The sequence below is a fragment of the Achromobacter sp. CSND-B12 genome, assembly GCF_052906545.1.
Genome location: NZ_JBREGJ010000001.1, coordinates 5,268,511 through 5,285,502 on the forward strand (window position 1 = coordinate 5,268,511; position 16,992 = coordinate 5,285,502).

The following is a 16,992-nucleotide window of genomic DNA, read 5'->3' on the forward strand; positions in this document are numbered from 1 at the left end:
CAGGCGACAAGAAAACACGATATCCCGAGGAGACAATCCATGTTCAAGAAACTCGTATTCGCCGGCCTGCTGGGCCTGGCCAGCCTGGGCGCCACGGCGCACGCCGATGGCCCGGTGCGCCTGATCATTGCCTTCCCGCCGGGCGGCCCGGTGGACCTGGTCGGCCGGGTGCTGGCCGAACAACTGGGCAAGGAACTCAAGCAGTCGGTCATCGTCGAGAACAAGGCGGGCGCCAACGGCAACATCGCCGCGGCCTACGTCGCCAAGGCGCCGGCCGATGGCTCGGTGCTGTTCCTGACCAGCGTTGGCGCGGTCTCCATCAGCCCGGCCTTGTACAAGGACCTGCCGTATGACCCGGTGCGCGATTTCGCGCCGGTGTCGCGCGTGGTCAACAACGCCACCGTGTTCGTGGTGAATCCGGCCAATCCGGCGACCGACGCGGCGGATTTCGTCAAGCGTTCGCAGGCGGCTTCGCAATCGGTGGCCATCGGTTCGTCGGGCATCGGCAGCATTCCGCATCTGACGCTGGAAATGTTCGCCGACGCCAGCAAGGCCAAGGTGCTGCACGTGCCGTACAAGGGCGCGGCGCCCGTCATCAACGATGTGCTCGGCAACCAGGTGGCTGGCTTCTTCGGCGACGTGCCGGGCCTGATCGGCCACATCCAGGGCGGCAAGCTCAAGCCGCTGGGCATCGCCGCGCCGACGCGCCATCCGCTGCTGCCGGACGTCAAGACGCTGGCCGAGCAGGGCATCAGCGGCGTCGAGTCGAACAACTGGTACGGCATCGTTGCGCCCGCCGCCACGCCGCCGGCCACGGTCGAGAAACTGAACCAGGCCCTGCGCGCCGCGCTGGGCAATGAAGCGGTGCGCGCCAAGCTGGAGAAGTTCGGCGCCCAGGCCGCGCCCAGCTCGCCGCAGGAGCTGGCGGCGCTGATCGCCGCCGACCGCGAAAAGTGGGGTTCGCTGATCCAACGCAAGAACATTCGTCCGGAGTGAGCATGAGCGATTGCCGAGTCTCGCCGGTCGTGCCGGGCACGCGCCCGGCCCTGGCCGAAATGGAAGCGCGCATCGCGGCCGCGCGCGGCCGCATCTCGCCGCTGTACCAGGTGCTGCTGAACAGCCCCGCCGTGGTGCAGGGCTGGGAGGCGATGCTGACCGCGATCCGCCTGAACACCTCGCTGTCGCCACGGGTGCGCGAACTGATCATCCTGCGCGTGGCGACCCTGAACAACGCGCCGTACGAGTTCGACGCGCACGTGCCGCACGCGCTGGCGGCGGGCATGCCGCAGGCGGTGGTCGACCAGTTGCGCGGCGGCCCGCAAGCGGACGCGGTGCAGGGGCTGGAGGCGGGCGAGGCCGACGTGCTGGCCCTGACCGATGCCATGACCCGCGACATCGAGGTGCCGGACGCGCTGTTCGCGCCGCTGCGTTCGCGCTACAACGACCAGGAACTGGTCGAACTGGCCGCGACGGTAGCCGCCTACAACATGGTGTCGCGCTTCCTGGTGGCGCTGCGCGTCGGGCACTGAAAGGAGCTTTGCATGGACAAGACGGTATTGCTGGTGTCGCTGGGCGAGCGTTTCGACGCGGCGCGCACGGCCGACATGGCGCAACGCCTGACCGAGGGCCTGGACGGCGTGCGGCTGCGCGCTTTCGCCGCGGTCGATGAGGACGAGACCTATGTATATGTCGACGGCGACGCCGGTGGCCAGCCGGAAGTGCAGGCGCGCCTGGCCGAACTGTTCCCCGGGGCGCAGGCGCGCGTGCTGCACCTGACCCTGGACCTGGCCGGCGCTTCGGCCGGCTTGGATGCGCCCTGGCACTACATCGTCGAGACCGACGTGCTGCCCGAGGCCGAGGCGGACCTGAATGCCTGGTACGACCAGGAGCACCTGCCGGGCCTGGCCGCGGTGCCCGGCACCGTGCGCGCGCAGCGCTATGAATGCCGCGACCAGGGGCCGCGCTACCTGGCCTGCTATGACCTGGCAACGCGCGAGACCTTCGGCAGCCCGCCGTGGCTGGCGGTGCGCGCCACTGACTGGAGCAGCCGGGTGCGGCCGTCGTTCCGCAACACGCGCCGCACCATGTTCCAGAAGATTCTTTGACACAGAAGAACGAGGAGACAACGATGGGCAAGCGATGGGCGAGGGTTTTGCTGTGGGGCGCGTTGAACGCGGCCGGGTTGTCGCTGGCCGCGCAGGCCGCGCCGACGCCTGCCGCGGCGGCGCCTGCGGACAAGGTCGAGCGCGTGACGGTGCTGCCGGGCAACGGCGCCCGCATCGAAGTGCTGGTGCAGGGCCAGGGCCCGACCCTGGTGCTGTTGCCGTCGCGCGGCCGTGGCCAGGAGGATTTCGACGACCTCGCAGCGCGGCTGGCGCAGGCCGGTTACCGCGTGCTGCGGCCCGAGCCGCGCGGCATCGGCGGCAGCAGCGGGCCGATGAAGGACATCACGCTGCATGACTTCGGCAACGACATGGCGGCGGTGATCCGCGATGTCGCCAAGCAGCCGGTGGTGATGATCGGGCACGCCTTCGGCAACTGGGTGGCGCGCACCACGGGCGTGGACCATCCCGACCTGGTGCGCGGCGTGGTGATCGTGGCGGCGGCGGCCAAGAAGTACCCCGCCGGCCTGAGCGAGCACGTCGACCGCAGCGCCGACCTGTCGCTGCCCGACGCCGAGCGCCTCAAGTCCATCCAGTACGCGTTCTTCGCGCCGGGCCATGACGCGAGCGTCTGGCTCAGCGGCTGGTATCCCGAGGTCAGCGAAAGCCAGCGCCTGGCCGGCAAGGCCACGCGCCAGTCGGACTGGTGGTCGGGCGGCAGCAAGCCGCTGCTGGATCTGCAGGCCGGCGCCGACCTGTTCAAGCCGGAATCGACCCGCAACGAGATCCGCGATGAATTCGGCGAGCGCGTGTCGGTGGTGGTGATCCCGGGCGCCGGCCACGCGCTGGTGCCGGAAGCGCCGCAGGCGGTGGTCGACGCCATCGTGCGCTGGGAAAAGTCGCTCAAGCCCTGAATGCCGCGCCTGGCGCGGATAAAAAAAGCAGCCCCACGGGGCTGCTTTTTTCATGGGCGAGTTGCTTACTTCAACTGGCCCAGCAGCAGGAACTCCATCAGCGCCTTCTGCACGTGCAGGCGGTTCTCGGCCTCGTCCCAGACCACGCTCTGCGGGCCGTCGATGACTTCGCCGGTGACTTCCTCGCCGCGATGGGCGGGCAGGCAGTGCATGAACACGGCCTGGGGATCGGCGGCGGCCATCATCTCGGCGTCCACGCACCAGTCGGCGAAGGCGGCGCGGCGCTCTTCGTTCTCGGCCTCGTAGCCCATGCTGGTCCAGACGTCGGTGGTGACCAGGTGCGCGCCCTGGCAGGCCTGCATCGGGTCCTTGAACTGGCGCAGCACCTTGTCGGACGGCGAGCCGATGCGGGCGGCTTCGAGCTCGTAGCCGGCCGGGGTCGACACGTGCAGCGTGAAGCCCAGCATCTCGGCGGCCTGCAGCCAGGTGTAGGCCATGTTGTTGGCGTCGCCGACCCAGGCGACCGTCTTGCCGGCGATGGGGCCGCGGTGCTCGATGTAGGTGAAGATGTCCGCCAGGATCTGGCAGGGGTGGAATTCGTTGGTCAGGCCGTTGATCACGGGCACGCGCGAGTGCGAGGCGAAGCGCTCGATGCGGGTCTGCTCGAACGTGCGGATCATGACGATGTCGACCATGCGCGAGATGACGCGCGCGGTGTCCTCGATGGGCTCGGAGCGGCCCAGTTGGGAATCGTTGGAGGTCAGGTTGATGACCGAGCCGCCCATCTGGTACATGCCGGCCTCGAACGAGACGCGGGTACGGGTGCTGGCTTTTTCGAACACCATCGCCAGCGTGCGGTCGTGCAGCGGCATGTGGGGTTCGTAGCGCTTGAATTTTTCCTTGATCAGCCGCGCGCGGTCCAGCACGTAGGCGATCTCGGCGGACGAGAAGTCCTTGAACTGCAGAAAGTGCCGCAAGGGGCCGTTTTGAGTCGTGGGAGGAGTCATGGTGATGTCGCAGGTCATTGGGCCCGGACGGGCTCGTGGCCCGGGCGGGAGGTTGATTATGGATGTTCGGCCTGGAACTGTCGAATCAGCGGCGCCAGGATGCCGACGATCTGGTCGGCTTCGGCGCGCGACAGGACCAGCGGCGGCAGCAGGCGGATGACGCGGTCGCGGGTGACGTTGATCAAAAGGCCCGCTTCCAGGGCGCGCAACGCCAGCACGCCGCAGGGACGGGTCAGTTCGATGCCCAGCATCAGGCCGCGGCCGCGCACCTCGACCACGCCGGGCACGCCGGCCAGTTCGGCGGCCAGCCGCGCCTGCAGGTGTCCGCCCACGTCGTGGGCATTGGCCAGCAGGTTTTCCGATTCCAGCGCGTCCAGCACCGCCAGGCCGGCCGCGCAGACCAGCGGGCCGCCGCCGAAGGTGGTGCCATGGCTGCCGGGGGTGAAGACGCCCGCCGCAGGGCCGGCGGCCAGCATCGCGCCGATCGGCACGCCGCCGGCCAGGCCCTTGGCCAGGGTCATCACGTCCGGCACGATGTCGGCCCACTGGTGGGCGAACCACTTGCCGGTGCGGCCGATGCCCGACTGGACCTCGTCGATCATCAGCAGCCAGCCGCGCTCGGTGCACAGTTGTCGTACCTCTTGGAGGAAGGCGGCATCGGAGGGACGGATGCCGCCTTCGCCCTGCAGGGCTTCGAGCAGCACGGCGGCCACGCGCGGCTCGGCGTCGCCGGCGGCGCGGATCGCGGCGGCATCGTTGTACGGCACCTGGATGAAGCCCGAGGGCAGGGGCTCGAAGCCCTTGCGCGCCTTGTCGCTGCCGGTGGCGGCCAGCGTGGCCAGGGTGCGTCCGTGCCAGGACGAGTCCATGGTGATGATGTGGGCGTGGCTGTTGCCGTGCCGGTAGGCGTAGTAGCGCGCCAGCTTGATGGCGGCTTCGTTGGCCTCGGAGCCGCTGTTGTTGAAGACCACGTCGCGCATGCCGGACAGCCGCGCCAGGCGCGCGGCCAGCTCGGTCTGCTGCGGGACTTCGTAGATATTGGAGGTGTGGATGACGCGCGCGGCCTGCTCGCTGATGGCCGCGACCAGCCGGGGATGGGCGTGGCCCAGACAGGAGACGCCGATGCCCGCCAGCGCGTCCAGGTACTTGCGGCCCTGCGCGTCCCACAGCCAGACCCCCTGGCCGTGGGTGAACGAGACCGGCAGCCGGGCGTAGATATTGGCCAGAGGCGAGGTCATGACGGGTCCTCCTGGGCTTTTTCCCTGGGCGGATCGCCTTTCGGGACAGGGCAAAGGATCAATCATATACAATTCGCGGCGCGGGGCGCATGTTTGATCACGCCGACGATCCGGCTTCGTGAAGGGCGTTCCGTAGTGAAGAATCCATGGCAACTCGCGTCAGACAATTCGTAATTCATGGCGTTACCGAAAGCGGTAGCCGCTTTCGCCCCAGCGATTGGGCGGAACGGCTCGCCGGCGTAATGGCACAGTTCCGGCCCGCCGGCTGTGCCGGTAACCACCTCACCTACTCGCCCTACGTGCTGCCCGTCGTCATCGACGGCGTGCGTGGCATCGTGGTCGACCAGCGCTTGCGCGACCTCGAACCGCTGGCGTACAAGTTCGTGGTGGATTTCGCCCGCGACAACCACCTCAAGACGGAAGAACGCGAAATCTAGGCTTGCCGAAACCACAAAGCGCCCGAATCGGGCGCTTTGTCTTTCAGGCTTGCTACAGGCCGCGCCCCTCTCGCCGGGGCGGGGTGGCGCGCGGCCGCCCGCGTGGCGGCCGGCCGCGTTGCTACTTGGCGTAGACCAGGTCGCGCAGTCCCAACGACAACCCCGGCCAATATGTAATCACCATCAGGCAGACAATCACCACTCCCACGAACGGAATCAACGGCTTGATCAACCGCTCCAGCGGCAATTTGGCCACTGCGCACGCCGCGAACAGATTCACCCCGAATGGCGGCGTGATCATGCCCAGGGCCAGGTTGACCACCATGATGATGCCGAAGTGCACCGGGTCCAATCCGAACTTCAGCGCCACCGGCAGCAGCAGCGGGGCCAGCACCACGATCGAGGCCGAGGTCTCGATGAACATGCCGATCACGAACAGCGCCAGGTTCACGCCCATCAGGAACGAGAACTGGGTGTCGAACAGCTGCGCCAGCCACACGCCCAGCGCATCGGGGATGCCGGCGCGGTTCAGCAGGAAGCTGAAGACGCCGGCATTGGCGATCACGAACATGATCACGGCGGTGGACACCACCGACTTATGCAGCGTGTCCGACAGCTGTTTGAAGCTCAGGCGGCGGTAGACGAACTTGCCCACCACCACCGCGTACATCACCGCTACCACCGAGGCCTCGGTCGGGGTGAAGACGCCGCCGTAGATGCCGCCCAGGATGATGACCGGCATCATCAGCGCCAGCCAGGCGCGTTTGAAGGCCGGCCACAGCGGCAGACGGCCTTCGCCGTCGCGCTTGCCCAGGTTGTTGCGCTTGGCGTAGAGCCACACGTAGAACATCAGCGCCACGCCGATCAGGATGCCGGGCATGACGCCGGCGATGAACAGTTCGCCGGTGGAGGTGTCGGTGGACACCGCGAACAGGATCATCGGAATCGACGGCGGGATGATCACCCCCAGCTCGGCCGCGCTGGCCTGCAATGACGCGGCGAAGGGGGCGGGATAGCCGTGGCGGATCATGGCCGGGATCAGGATGGCGCCCACCGCGAAGGTGGTGGCGACGCTGGAGCCGGCCACGGCGGCGAAGATCATGCAGGTCAGCACGCAGGTGCAGGCCAGGCCGCCCTGGATGCCGCCGACCACGCTCTTGGCGAACTCCACCATGCGTTCGGAGATGCCGCCGGCTTCCATCAGGTTGCCCGCCAGGATGAAGAACGGGATCGCGACCAGCGGGTACTTGTCCAGCGCGGCATAGAGCTGCTGGGCCACCACCAGCCAGGGCAGGTTGGCGGCGCCGACCCCCGCCAGGCTGGCCAGCCCGATCGACACGGCGACCGGCACGGACAGCCCGAAGAAAATCAGCATCGAGACAATCATTAATTGGGACATGGCGATATCGGCTGCTTGGATTCGGGACGGGACTCAGCCCTGCGCGTCGTTGCGCACGGGGACGTCTTCTTCTTCGCCGGCGCACCAGCGCGCCAGCACGGCGATGGCGGCGAGCGTCGCGCCCACCGGGATCGCCAGGTAGATCCAGGAGATCGAGATGTCCAGGCTGGGCACGTTCTGGAAACGCACGCGGTAGGTCATCTGGCCGCCGATCCAGGCGATGAAGCCGAGAAAACCGGCGCAGATCAGGCCGATGACGGCCTCCAGCACGCGGCGGCGCATGCCGCCCAGCAGGTTGCGCAGCAGTTCGACGCTGATCATGGCGCCGTGGCGAAAGGCCAGGGCCACGCCCAGCAGCACGGTCCAGATCAGCAGGGCGCGGGTCAGCACCTCGCTCCAGTCGGCGGGCGAATGCAGCACGAAGCGGGCGATGACCTGGTAGAAAGCGGCGGCCGCGGCGGCCACCAGCAGGAGTTGGGCGATGACCGACACCAGCTTGAACAGGATGCGGTCTAAGGCGCAGAGCAGACGCATGGGGGTTTCCAGGACGGATGGCGGAGCGCGCGGAGGGCGGAGCGGCAGGCGCCGCCGGGGACGAAATTCGCTTCCGTCATCCCGGCGCCTCGCGCCGCGCCGGCCTTGCGCTTACTTGGTGTCGCGGATCGACTCGATCAGCTTCTTGTCGAACTTCTTGTAGTACTCGGGATAGGCCGGCTCGACGGCGGCGGCGAAGGCGGCGCGGTCGACTTCGGACACCTGCATGCCTTCCTTCTTGAGTTGCTCGACGCCGGTCTTCTCGATGTTGTCGACATAGGCGCGCATGGCCTGGGCCGATTCCTTGCCGGCCTTGTCGAACTTGGCCTTGTCGTCGGCCGACAGGCCGTCATAGACGTTGGCCGACATCAGCACCAGCGCCGGGCCGTAGACGTGGCCGGTCAGCGACAGGTATTTCTGCATCTGCGACAGCTTGGCCGAGGTGATGACCGACAGCGGGTTTTCCTGGCCGTCGATGGTGCCCTGCTGCAGGGCGGTGGCCACTTCCGGCCAGGCCATCGGCGTCGGCAGGATGCCGATCTGGCGGAAGGCGGTGATGTGGATCGGGTTTTCCGTGGTGCGGATCTTCAGGCCCTTGGCGTCGGCCGGCGTCTTGACCGGGCGCACGTTGTTGGTCAGGTGGCGAAAGCCCTGCTCGCCCCAGGCCAGCGCGATGATGCCGCGGCTGGGGAACTTTGCCAGCATATCCTGTCCGATCTTGCTGTCGAGCACGTTGCGCGCGTGTTGCAGGTCGCGCAGCAGGAAGGGGATGTCGAAGACGCCGGTCTCGGGCACGAAGTTCAGGGTGGCGCCGGTCGAGACGATGGCCAGGTCGATGGTGCCGATCTGCAGGCCTTCGATCACTTCGCGTTCGCCGCCCAGCGCGCTGTTGGCGAATTGCTGTACCTTGTACTTGCCGTTGCTGGACGCCTCGATCGACTTGGCCAGGGCGTCGGCCCCAGCGCCGTAGTGCGACGACGTCGACAGGGCATAGGCCATCTTCAGGGGAGTCTGGGCCGAGGCGGCCAGGGGCGCGGCGACCGCGCAGGCAGCCAGGATCGTGGCCGCGAGCCAGGATTTACGCATTGTCTTCTCCAGGGATATCAGTATTTTTTGCAGTGTGTTTTGCAGTCGGTATGCGGCGCCGCAAGGCGCTTCGCGCATGATAGCGGGATTCGGCCCCCATTCCGGCCGTTGGTTAACATTGGCAGATGATGGATTTCCCTGATGTCTCACGGGCCAGGCGCCCCGGCTTTTGGACCACCCTGGCGCTGGGCGCCCGCATGATGATGCGCGACGCCCGCGCCGGCGAGCTGCGCCTGCTGGTGCTGGCCCTGGTGGTGGCGGTGGCCGCCGTCACCAGCGTCGGCTTCCTGGCCGACCGGGTCGGCCGGGCGCTGGAACGCGACGCCGGCCAGATGCTGGGCGCCGACCTGGTGCTGGACGCGGACGAACCGGTGCCGGCGGCCTTCCTCGATCAGGCCCGCGAGCGCGGCCTGTCCGTCTCCAGTACCTGGCAGTTCCCGTCCATGGTCAGCGCCGGCGACGGCGCCCAATTGGCGGCCCTGAAGGCGGTCGAGCCCGGCTACCCGCTGCGCGGCGCCCTGCGGGTGACGGACGCGCCGTTCAACCCCGACGGCCCCACCCGCGACATCCCGCCCGAGGGCGCGGTCTGGGTGGACGGCCAACTGCTGTCGCTGCTGGGCCTGAAGGTCGGCGACACCCTGAACGTGGGCGACGCCCACCTGCGCATCGACCGGGTCATCACCTACGAACCGGACCGCGGCATGCAGTTCGTCAACGTCGCGCCGCGGGTGATGCTGCGCGCCAGCGATCTGCCGGCCACCGGGCTGATCGCGCCCGGCAGCCGCATCGGCTATGCCCTGCTGGTGGCCGGCGAACCGGATGCGGTGGCGAATTACTCCGCCTGGCTGGGCCAGAACCTCAAGCGCGGCCAGAAGGTCGCCACGCTGGAATCGGGCCGGCCCGAGGTGCGCCGCACCCTCGACCGGGCGCAGCGCTTCCTGTCGCTGGTGGCGCTGCTGGCGGTGCTGATTTCCGCCGTGGCAGTGGCGCTGGCGGCCGGCCGTTACATGACCCGGCACCGCGACGGCATTGCCGTGATGCGTTGCCTGGGGGCGGTGCAGTCGCAGATCGCCCGCATGCTGACCCTGGAATTCGCGCTGGTCGGCCTGTTCGCCTCGGCCGCCGGCTGCCTGCTGGGCTACGCGGTGCACCAGGTGCTGGTGATGGTGCTGGGTTCGCTGATCGACACGACCTTGCCGGCGCCCTCGGCCATTCCGGCCCTGCAGGGGCTGCTGACCGGCCTTTTGCTGTTGCTGGGTTTCGCCCTGCCGGCTCTGGCGCGGTTGCGCCACGTGCCGCCGGCGCGGGTGCTGCGGCGCGACGCCGACGTCATCAGCGCCCGCGGCGCGCTCGGCTACGGCGTCGGCGCCGTCGGATTCGCCCTGCTGATCTGGTGGTTCGCCGGCGACGCGAAGCTGGGCGGCGTGGTGGCGGGCGGGTTCCTGGGGGCCTTTGCGCTGTTCGCGCTGGTGGCCTGGCTCTGCATCCTGGGTCTGGCGCGCCTGCGCGGCCTGGCCGCAGGCCTGCCGGCGCTGCGTTTCGCGCTGGCCGGGGTGGTGCGCCGGCGCGCCGCCACCATCACCCAGGTGTGCGCGCTGGCGGTGGGCCTGATGGCCCTGCTGCTGCTGGCCATGACCCGCACCGACCTGATCCAGGGCTGGCAGCGCACGCTGCCGCCGGACGCGCCCAACCGTTTCCTCATCAATGTGCAGCCCGACCAGCGCCAGGCCGTGACCGACGCGCTGACCCGCGAGGGGCTGGGCCGGATCGTGCTGTCGCCGATGGTGCGCGGCCGCCTCATCGCCGTCAACGGCAAGCCGGTGGGGCCGGACGACTACGAGGAGCCGCGCGCCAAGCGCCTGGTGGACCGCGAGTTCAACCTGTCCTATGGCGAGCAGATGCCGTCGTCCAACCGCATCGAGCAGGGCCGCTGGCTCAAGTCGGGCTCGGCCGAGGTGTCGCTGGAGTCGGGCCTGGCCAAGACGCTGGGCATCAAGCTGGGCGACAAGATGACCTTCGACGTGGCCGGCCAGCAGTTCGAGGTGGCCGTGTCCAGCACCCGGCGGGTGGATTGGGATACGATGCGCGTCAATTTTTTCGCCATCCTGACGCCCGAAACCCTGGCCGACATGCCGCAAAGCTGGATCACGTCCTTCTACCTGCCGCCGGAAAAGGCCCAGGTGCTGCCCGCGCTGGTGCGGCAGTTCCCGAACCTGACGGTGTTCGACGTGGGCGCCATCCTGCAACAGTTGCAGTCGGTGCTCAACGAGGTCGGCCGCGCGGTGCAGCTGCTGTTCCTGTTCACCCTGGCGGCCGGCGTGCTGGTGCTGTCGGCCGCCCTGACCGCCACCCGCGACGAGCGCATGCGCGAAGCCGCGGTGCTGCGCGCGCTGGGCGCCACCCGGCGCCAGCTGGCGCGCTCGCAGCGCATCGAGCTGTGGGCGGTGGGCGGCCTGGCCGGCCTGCTGGCCGCGGCCGGCGCCAGCGCGATCGCTTGGGCTTTATCAACCCAGGTGTTCGATTTCACGATTACCCTCAGCCTCTGGCCCTGGCTGGTGGGGGTCGGCGCGGGTATGCTCGGCGCCTGGGCCGGTGGCGCGCTGGCGTTGCGCGGCGTGCTGCGCACCCCGCCGCTGGTCACCCTGAGAGAAACCTGATGACGTCCTCCGTCCAAACCCCTACCGAACCCGTGGAAACTTCCTCCAGCATTTTCGATCTCCTGGGCGGCGAACGCGGCGTGCGCGCCCTGGTCGACCGCTTCTACGACCTGATGGACATGGAGTCCGACCTGAAGGAACTGCGCGCCGCGCACGGCCCCAGCCTGGACGAGGCTCGCGACAAGCTGTTCTGGTTCCTGTGCGGCTACTTCGGCGGCCCCAATCACTATATAGAGCGCTTCGGCCATCCGCGCCTGCGGGCGCGGCATTTGCCGTTCTCGATCGGCCAGGTCGAGCGCGACCAATGGGTGGCCTGCATGGGCCGCGCCATGGAAGACGAGGGCGTCGAACCCGCCCTGGTCGAGCGCCTGCTGCAATCGTTCTTCGGCGTGGCCGACTGGATGCGCAACCGTGAAGGCTGATCGGGACCCTTGCGGCGCCCGGCGCCATGCCTGGCCGGCGCCGCTGGCCGGCGCCATGCTGGCCGACCCGCGTCTGGGCGATGCCGGTCCCGAGCTGTTCAACCCGGCGCACTATGGCGACCGGGCCCGGCCGGTGGATGCTGGCGGCCGCCAGGCGGCCTGGTTCGTGCAGGGCCAGGGCTGGCAGGGCGTGCTGCGACGTTATCGGCGCGGCGGCCTGATCGCCAAGCTCAGCCGCGACACCTACCTGTGGGCGGGCCAGGCGCGTACCCGCAGCTTCCGCGAATTCCGCCTGCTCGCCGCCATGCGCGCCCAGGGCCTGCCGGTGCCGGCGCCGCTGGCCGCCGCTTACTGGCGCCAGGGGCCGACCTACCGCGCCGCCATCGTGGTCGAGCGCATCCCGGGCGTGCGGCCGCTGGCCCAGGCGCTGGCCGAGCCGTTGTGGCAGCCGGTGGCCGAGGCCATCGTGCGCATGCACCGGGCCGGCGTCTGGCACGCCGACCTGAACGCCTTCAACATCCTGATCGGGTCCGACGGCCGGGTCTGGTTGATCGATTTCGACCGCGGCACCGATGGCGGCCTTTCCGACCGCCAGCGCCAGGGCAACCTGGAACGCCTGCGCCGGTCGCTGGTCAAGGTGGCGGGGGACGAGGGCGAGCGTTTCTGGCTCAAATTGCGCGACAGCTACTGGACCGCCTGGGGGATCGGCGTACAGCCCTGAGACGGGCGGCGCCCGCGGCCCGATCCGGGCCCAATTGCGGCAAATTGCGCTAAATCCGCCGGTAAAGTTGGGCAGGCCATCGCTAAAAGGCTTTATGATTCCGCCTTTTGGTACTCCTGTAACTTACGGCATATAGCTGGGGGGCTGGTAATGAAACTACGGGCGGGAATGCGCTGGGCGCTGGGGACGATGCTGGTCGCGGCAGCCACGTCGGCGGCGGTGGCGCAGAACAAGGTCGTCAACGTCTACAACTGGGCCGAATACACGGCCCCGGACACGATCCCCGGTTTCGAGAAGGAAACCGGCATCAAGGTCCGTTATGACGTCTACGACAGCAACGACACGCTGCAGGCCAAGCTGCTGGCCGGCAAATCGGGTTACGACGTCGTTGTCCCGTCCACGCATTACGCCTCGCGCCAGATCGAGGCCGGCCTGTTCCAGAAGCTGGACAAGTCCAAGATCCCCAACTGGAAGTACCTGGATCCCGACGTCATGACGCTGGTCGCCTCGGTCGATCCCGGCAACGAATACGCCATTCCGTGGGGCTACGGCACCAACGGCCTGGGCTACAACGTCACCAAGGTCAAGCAGATCATGGGCGAGAACGCCGACCTGGCCAACTGGGACATGATCTTCAAGCCCGAGAACGCCGCCAAGCTCAAGGAGTGCGGCATCTCGATGCTGGACGAGGCCGCGCAGGTGTTCCCGGCCGTGCTCAAGTACCTGGGCAAGGACCCCAACAGCGCCAACCCGGACGACTACAAGGCCGCGCTGGACGTGCTCAAGCAGATCCGTCCGTACATCCGCCAATTCAGCTCGTCGGGCTACATCGACGAACTGGCCGTGGGCGACTTGTGCATGGTCTACGGTTTCTCGGGCGACGTCATGATCGCCCGCAAGCGCGCCCAGGAGGCCAAAAAGCCTTATGAAGTGAACTACTTCATTCCCAAGGGCGGCGCCCCGGCCTGGTTCGACCTGATGGTCATCCCGAAGGACGCGCCGCATCCGGAAGAGGCCCTGGCGTTCATCAACTACATCGAGACGCCGCAGGTGCACGCCGCCATCACCAACACCATGTTCTACCCCAACGCCAACAAAGAGGCGCGCAAGTACGTGGTCAAGGACGTGGCCGACAACCCGATGATCTACCCGTCGCCCGAGGTCTCCAAGTCGCTGTATGTCATCAAGGCCCAGCCCTTGAACATCCAGCGCCTGCAGACGCGCATGTGGGCCGAGCTGAAATCGGGACGCTGAGCATCATGAGCGATAGCCGTTACTCGGCGCAGCATGCGGCCGACCCGGACGAGTTCGTCCGGGTCGCCGATGTGGTCAAGATCTTCGGCGACGTGGTCGCCGTCCGTTCCGTCAACCTCTCGGTCAAGCGCAACGAGATCTTCGCGTTGCTGGGCAGCTCCGGCAGCGGCAAGTCGACCTTGCTGCGCATGCTGGCCGGCTTCGAGGAAGCCACCTCGGGCCAGATCCTGCTCGATGGCGAGGACATCACCAACGTGCCGCCGTACCGGCGGCCGGTGAACATGATGTTCCAGTCGTACGCGCTGTTCCCGCACATGACGGTCGAGGCCAACGTGGCCTTCGGCCTGAAGCAGGAAGGCGTGGACCGCGCCGAAATCCACGACCGCGTGTTCGAGGCGCTCGACCTGGTGCAGATGGCCGGCTATTCGCGCCGCAAGCCCAACCAGCTGTCCGGCGGCCAGCAGCAGCGCGTGGCGCTGGCGCGCAGCCTGGTCAAGCGGCCCAAGCTGCTGCTGCTGGACGAGCCGATGTCGGCGCTGGACAAGCAGATCCGCCAGAAGACCCAGATCGAGTTGGTCAAGATCCTGGAGCAGGTCGGCGTGACCTGCATCATGGTCACCCACGACCAGGAAGAGGCCATGACCATGGCGCACCGCCTGGCGGTCATGACCGAGGGCCAGATCGTGCAGTGCGGCACGCCGCAGGACGTCTACGCCTTCCCGAACTCGCGCTTCGTCGCCAGCTTCATCGGCTCGACCAACATGTTCACCGGCACCATCGTGGTCGATGAACCCGACCACGTCGCCATCGAAAGCCCCGAACTGAGCCGCCCGCTGTACGTCAGCCACGGCGTCAGCGAGCCGCTGGGCATGGACGTGCACGTCTCCATCCGCCCCGAGCGCATGGTGGTGTCGCGCGAACAGCCGGCGGGCGAATACAACTGGGCCCACGGCATGGTCAGCCACATGGCATGGATGGGCAGCTACGCGCTCTACCAGATCCGCCTGGATTCCGGCGCCATGGTCGAGGCCAGCGTGCCCAGCCTGCAACTGGCCCAACTGGACGCCCCGGGCATCGACGAAGAGATCTTCGTCAGCTGGGACGCCGACAGCGCGACGGTGCTGGCGTCATGAGCCGCTTCTCGCCCCGCGACTGGCTGCCCTCGGGCCGGACGCTGGCGGTGGTGCCGCCGTTCGCCTGGCTGGTGCTGTTCCTGCTGGTGCCGTTCCTGCTGGTGTTCAAGATCAGCTTCGCCGAGCTCAAGTTCGGCATTCCGCCGTACACCTCGCTGGCGGAGTTCAAGGACGAGGCGGTGCAGTTCAGCCTGCACCTGCGCGGCTACATCCTGCTGTTCACCGACAGCCTGTATTTCGCCACCTACCTCAGTTCGGTAAAGATCGCGGCCATCACCACGCTGGCCTGTGTGCTGATCGGCTATCCCATCGCCTACTACATCGCGCGATCGTCGCCGCGGGTGCGCAACCTGCTGCTGCTGGGCGTGATCCTGCCGTTCTGGACCTCGCTGCTGCTGCGCGTGTACGCCTGGGTCGGCATCCTGCGCAACGACGGTCTCTTGAACAACTTCCTGCAATGGCTCGGCATCATCTCCAGCCCATTGGAGATCTACCGCACCGACCTGGCCGTGTATATCGGCATGGTCTATGCCTACCTGCCGTTCTTCATCCTGCCGCTGTATGCCACGCTGGTGAAGATGGACCTGCGCCTGCTGGAAGCCGCCTACGACCTGGGCGCCAGGCCCTGGCAGGCGTTCTGGCAGATCACCGTGCCGCTGTCGCGGCAGGGCGTCATCGCCGGCGCCATGCTGGTGTTCATCCCGGCGGTCGGCGAATACGTCATTCCCGAAATGCTGGGCGGCGCCAACACGCTGATGATGGGCCGCGTCATGTGGAACGAGTTCTTCAACAACACCGACTGGCCGATGGCCTCTGCGGTGACTTGCGTGATGGTGCTGCTGTTGCTGGTGCCGCTGGCGCTGTTCCAGTACAACCAGGTCAAGCAGCAGGAACTGGCCAACGGGGGGCGCAAATGAACGGTCCCAACAAGACCTTGCGCGCCGTGGTGCTGGGGCTGGGCTACTTCTTCCTGTACGTGCCCATCATCAGCCTGATGGTGTTCTCGTTCAACGAATCGCCCGCCGTGACCTCCTGGACCGGTTTCTCGTTCCGCTGGTATCACTCGCTGTTCAACGACGACGCGTTGCTGCGCGCGGCCTGGCTGTCGTTCCGCATCGCCGCCATGACCGCCACCGCGGCCGTCATCATCGGCACCTGGGCCGGCTACGTGCTGGGCCGCATGGGGCGCTTCCGCGGTTTCGCGCTGTACGTGGGCATGCTGAGCGCGCCGCTGGTGATCCCCGAAGTGGTGCTGGGCATCTCGCTGCTGCTGATGTTCGTGGAGTTGCGCGGCCATCTGGGCTGGCCGGCCGAGAATGGCATCTTCACCATCTGGGTGGGCCACGTGACGCTGTGCATGGCCTTCGTGGCGGTGGTGATCCAGACCCGCATCCGCGACCTCGACCGTTCGCTGGAAGAAGCCGCGCTGGACCTGGGCGCCACGCCCATCACGGTGTTCTTCAAGATCACGCTGCCGCTGATCGCGCCGGCGCTGGCCTCGGCCTGGCTGCTATCCTTCACATTGTCGCTGGACGACGTGGTGCTGGCGTCGTTCCTGTCCGGTCCCAGTTCCAGCACGCTGCCGATGGAAGTCTTCTCGCGCGTGCGGCTGGGCCTGAAACCCGAGATCAATGCGTTGGCGACGCTGTTCATCCTGGCGGTGGGCACCTGCGTCATCCTGGCCAACCGCATGCAATGGCGCAAGGAGTCCGAACCCAAATGAAGCAAACCACCCTGTATGGCCTGACCAAGTGCAGCACCTGCGTCAAGGCGCGCGAGTGGCTGACCGCGCACGGCGTCGACCACCAGTTCATCGACTACCGCGACCATCCAGTGCCGGCCGCCACCCTGAAGGAATGGGCCGGCCAGCTCGGCGGCTGGGAAAAACTCGTCAACCGCGCTTCCATGACCTGGCGCAACCTGCCGGACGATCGCAAGACGGCCAGCACCGACGCGCAGTGGACCAAGCTGATCGCCGAGTTCCCGGCACTGGTGCGCCGCCCGGTGGCGGTGACGCCGGATGGCGAAGTCGGCGTCGGCTTCAGCGAAAAGCGCTACGGCGAACGCTTCGCCTGACGCCGTGGCGGG

18 protein-coding genes are annotated in these 16,992 nt (G+C 67.7%); 13 read left to right on the forward strand and 5 right to left on the reverse strand.

The window, feature by feature from the left end; all coding sequences use genetic code 11:
• The first annotated feature begins 39 nt into the window (after positions 1-39).
• Genes ACUTAG_RS24870 through ACUTAG_RS24885 form a run of 4 tightly spaced genes read left to right on the forward strand, consistent with a single transcriptional unit; the run spans position 40 to position 3,016 of the window.
• On the forward strand, positions 40-996 hold the full coding sequence (locus ACUTAG_RS24870; RefSeq protein ID WP_020924426.1) for a Bug family tripartite tricarboxylate transporter substrate binding protein: 957 nt from the start codon (positions 40-42) through the stop codon (positions 994-996).
• A 2-nt stretch (positions 997-998) separates the two neighbouring features.
• Positions 999-1,529 carry a carboxymuconolactone decarboxylase family protein gene (locus tag ACUTAG_RS24875; protein WP_020924425.1) on the forward strand — a complete coding sequence of 177 codons (531 nt, stop codon included), beginning with the start codon at positions 999-1,001 and terminating at the stop codon, positions 1,527-1,529.
• Between the two features lie 12 nt (positions 1,530-1,541).
• Positions 1,542-2,105 carry a hypothetical protein gene (locus ACUTAG_RS24880; RefSeq protein WP_446650373.1) on the forward strand — a complete coding sequence of 188 codons (564 nt, stop codon included), beginning with the start codon at positions 1,542-1,544 and terminating at the stop codon, positions 2,103-2,105.
• Between the two features lie 23 nt (positions 2,106-2,128).
• Positions 2,129-3,016: an alpha/beta fold hydrolase gene (locus ACUTAG_RS24885; protein WP_446650374.1), complete on the forward strand. Its 888-nt coding sequence runs from the start codon at positions 2,129-2,131 to the stop codon at positions 3,014-3,016.
• A gap of 65 nt (positions 3,017-3,081) precedes the next feature.
• Here ACUTAG_RS24885 and argF read toward each other — a convergent pair whose 3' ends face one another.
• On the reverse strand, positions 3,082-4,023 hold the full coding sequence (gene argF, locus ACUTAG_RS24890) for an ornithine carbamoyltransferase (RefSeq protein ID WP_026382721.1): 942 nt from the start codon (positions 4,021-4,023) through the stop codon (positions 3,082-3,084).
• Between the two features lie 56 nt (positions 4,024-4,079).
• Positions 4,080-5,261, reverse strand: a complete 1,182-nt coding sequence (locus ACUTAG_RS24895) for an aspartate aminotransferase family protein (RefSeq protein ID WP_020924422.1) — start codon at positions 5,259-5,261, stop codon at positions 4,080-4,082.
• Positions 5,262-5,407: 146 nt separating this feature from the next.
• On the opposite strand from ACUTAG_RS24895, the gene ACUTAG_RS24900 reads away from it, so the two are divergent.
• Positions 5,408-5,698 carry a DUF3579 domain-containing protein gene (locus ACUTAG_RS24900; RefSeq protein ID WP_006388526.1) on the forward strand — a complete coding sequence of 97 codons (291 nt, stop codon included), beginning with the start codon at positions 5,408-5,410 and terminating at the stop codon, positions 5,696-5,698.
• 121 nt (positions 5,699-5,819) lie between these two features.
• Here ACUTAG_RS24900 and ACUTAG_RS24905 read toward each other — a convergent pair whose 3' ends face one another.
• From ACUTAG_RS24905 to ACUTAG_RS24915, 3 genes are all read right to left on the reverse strand, one after another.
• Positions 5,820-7,097 (reverse strand): TRAP transporter large permease, encoded by a 1,278-nt coding sequence (locus ACUTAG_RS24905; protein ID WP_020924420.1) that lies wholly within the window; start codon positions 7,095-7,097, stop codon positions 5,820-5,822.
• Positions 7,098-7,130: 33 nt separating this feature from the next.
• On the reverse strand, positions 7,131-7,631 hold the full coding sequence (locus tag ACUTAG_RS24910) for a TRAP transporter small permease (protein WP_024068297.1): 501 nt from the start codon (positions 7,629-7,631) through the stop codon (positions 7,131-7,133).
• 111 nt (positions 7,632-7,742) lie between these two features.
• On the reverse strand, positions 7,743-8,717 hold the full coding sequence (locus ACUTAG_RS24915) for a TRAP transporter substrate-binding protein (protein ID WP_446650375.1): 975 nt from the start codon (positions 8,715-8,717) through the stop codon (positions 7,743-7,745).
• Between the two features lie 125 nt (positions 8,718-8,842).
• On the opposite strand from ACUTAG_RS24915, the gene ACUTAG_RS24920 reads away from it, so the two are divergent.
• From ACUTAG_RS24920 to ACUTAG_RS24955, 8 genes are all read left to right on the forward strand, one after another.
• Positions 8,843-11,374 (forward strand): ABC transporter permease, encoded by a 2,532-nt coding sequence (locus ACUTAG_RS24920; RefSeq protein ID WP_446650376.1) that lies wholly within the window; start codon positions 8,843-8,845, stop codon positions 11,372-11,374.
• Positions 11,374-11,796: a group II truncated hemoglobin gene (locus tag ACUTAG_RS24925; RefSeq protein WP_006384574.1), complete on the forward strand. Its 423-nt coding sequence runs from the start codon at positions 11,374-11,376 to the stop codon at positions 11,794-11,796. Before ACUTAG_RS24920 ends, ACUTAG_RS24925 begins: the two co-directional genes overlap by 1 nt.
• Positions 11,786-12,517, forward strand: a complete 732-nt coding sequence (locus ACUTAG_RS24930; protein WP_038503137.1) for a 3-deoxy-D-manno-octulosonic acid kinase — start codon at positions 11,786-11,788, stop codon at positions 12,515-12,517. Before ACUTAG_RS24925 ends, ACUTAG_RS24930 begins: the two co-directional genes overlap by 11 nt.
• 150 nt (positions 12,518-12,667) lie before the next feature.
• A complete protein-coding gene (locus tag ACUTAG_RS24935) occupies positions 12,668-13,771 on the forward strand; it encodes a polyamine ABC transporter substrate-binding protein (protein ID WP_053498779.1) in 1,104 nt (367 codons plus the stop codon).
• Between the two features lie 5 nt (positions 13,772-13,776).
• Positions 13,777-14,904: an ABC transporter ATP-binding protein gene (locus ACUTAG_RS24940; protein ID WP_006384057.1), complete on the forward strand. Its 1,128-nt coding sequence runs from the start codon at positions 13,777-13,779 to the stop codon at positions 14,902-14,904.
• On the forward strand, positions 14,901-15,821 hold the full coding sequence (locus ACUTAG_RS24945; protein ID WP_006384056.1) for an ABC transporter permease subunit: 921 nt from the start codon (positions 14,901-14,903) through the stop codon (positions 15,819-15,821). The genes ACUTAG_RS24940 and ACUTAG_RS24945 overlap by 4 nt, the downstream gene beginning before the upstream one ends.
• Positions 15,818-16,627 (forward strand): ABC transporter permease subunit, encoded by an 810-nt coding sequence (locus ACUTAG_RS24950; protein WP_006384055.1) that lies wholly within the window; start codon positions 15,818-15,820, stop codon positions 16,625-16,627. Before ACUTAG_RS24945 ends, ACUTAG_RS24950 begins: the two co-directional genes overlap by 4 nt.
• On the forward strand, positions 16,624-16,980 hold the full coding sequence (locus tag ACUTAG_RS24955) for a Spx/MgsR family RNA polymerase-binding regulatory protein (RefSeq protein ID WP_006384054.1): 357 nt from the start codon (positions 16,624-16,626) through the stop codon (positions 16,978-16,980). Before ACUTAG_RS24950 ends, ACUTAG_RS24955 begins: the two co-directional genes overlap by 4 nt.
• Positions 16,981-16,992 lie beyond the last annotated feature (12 nt).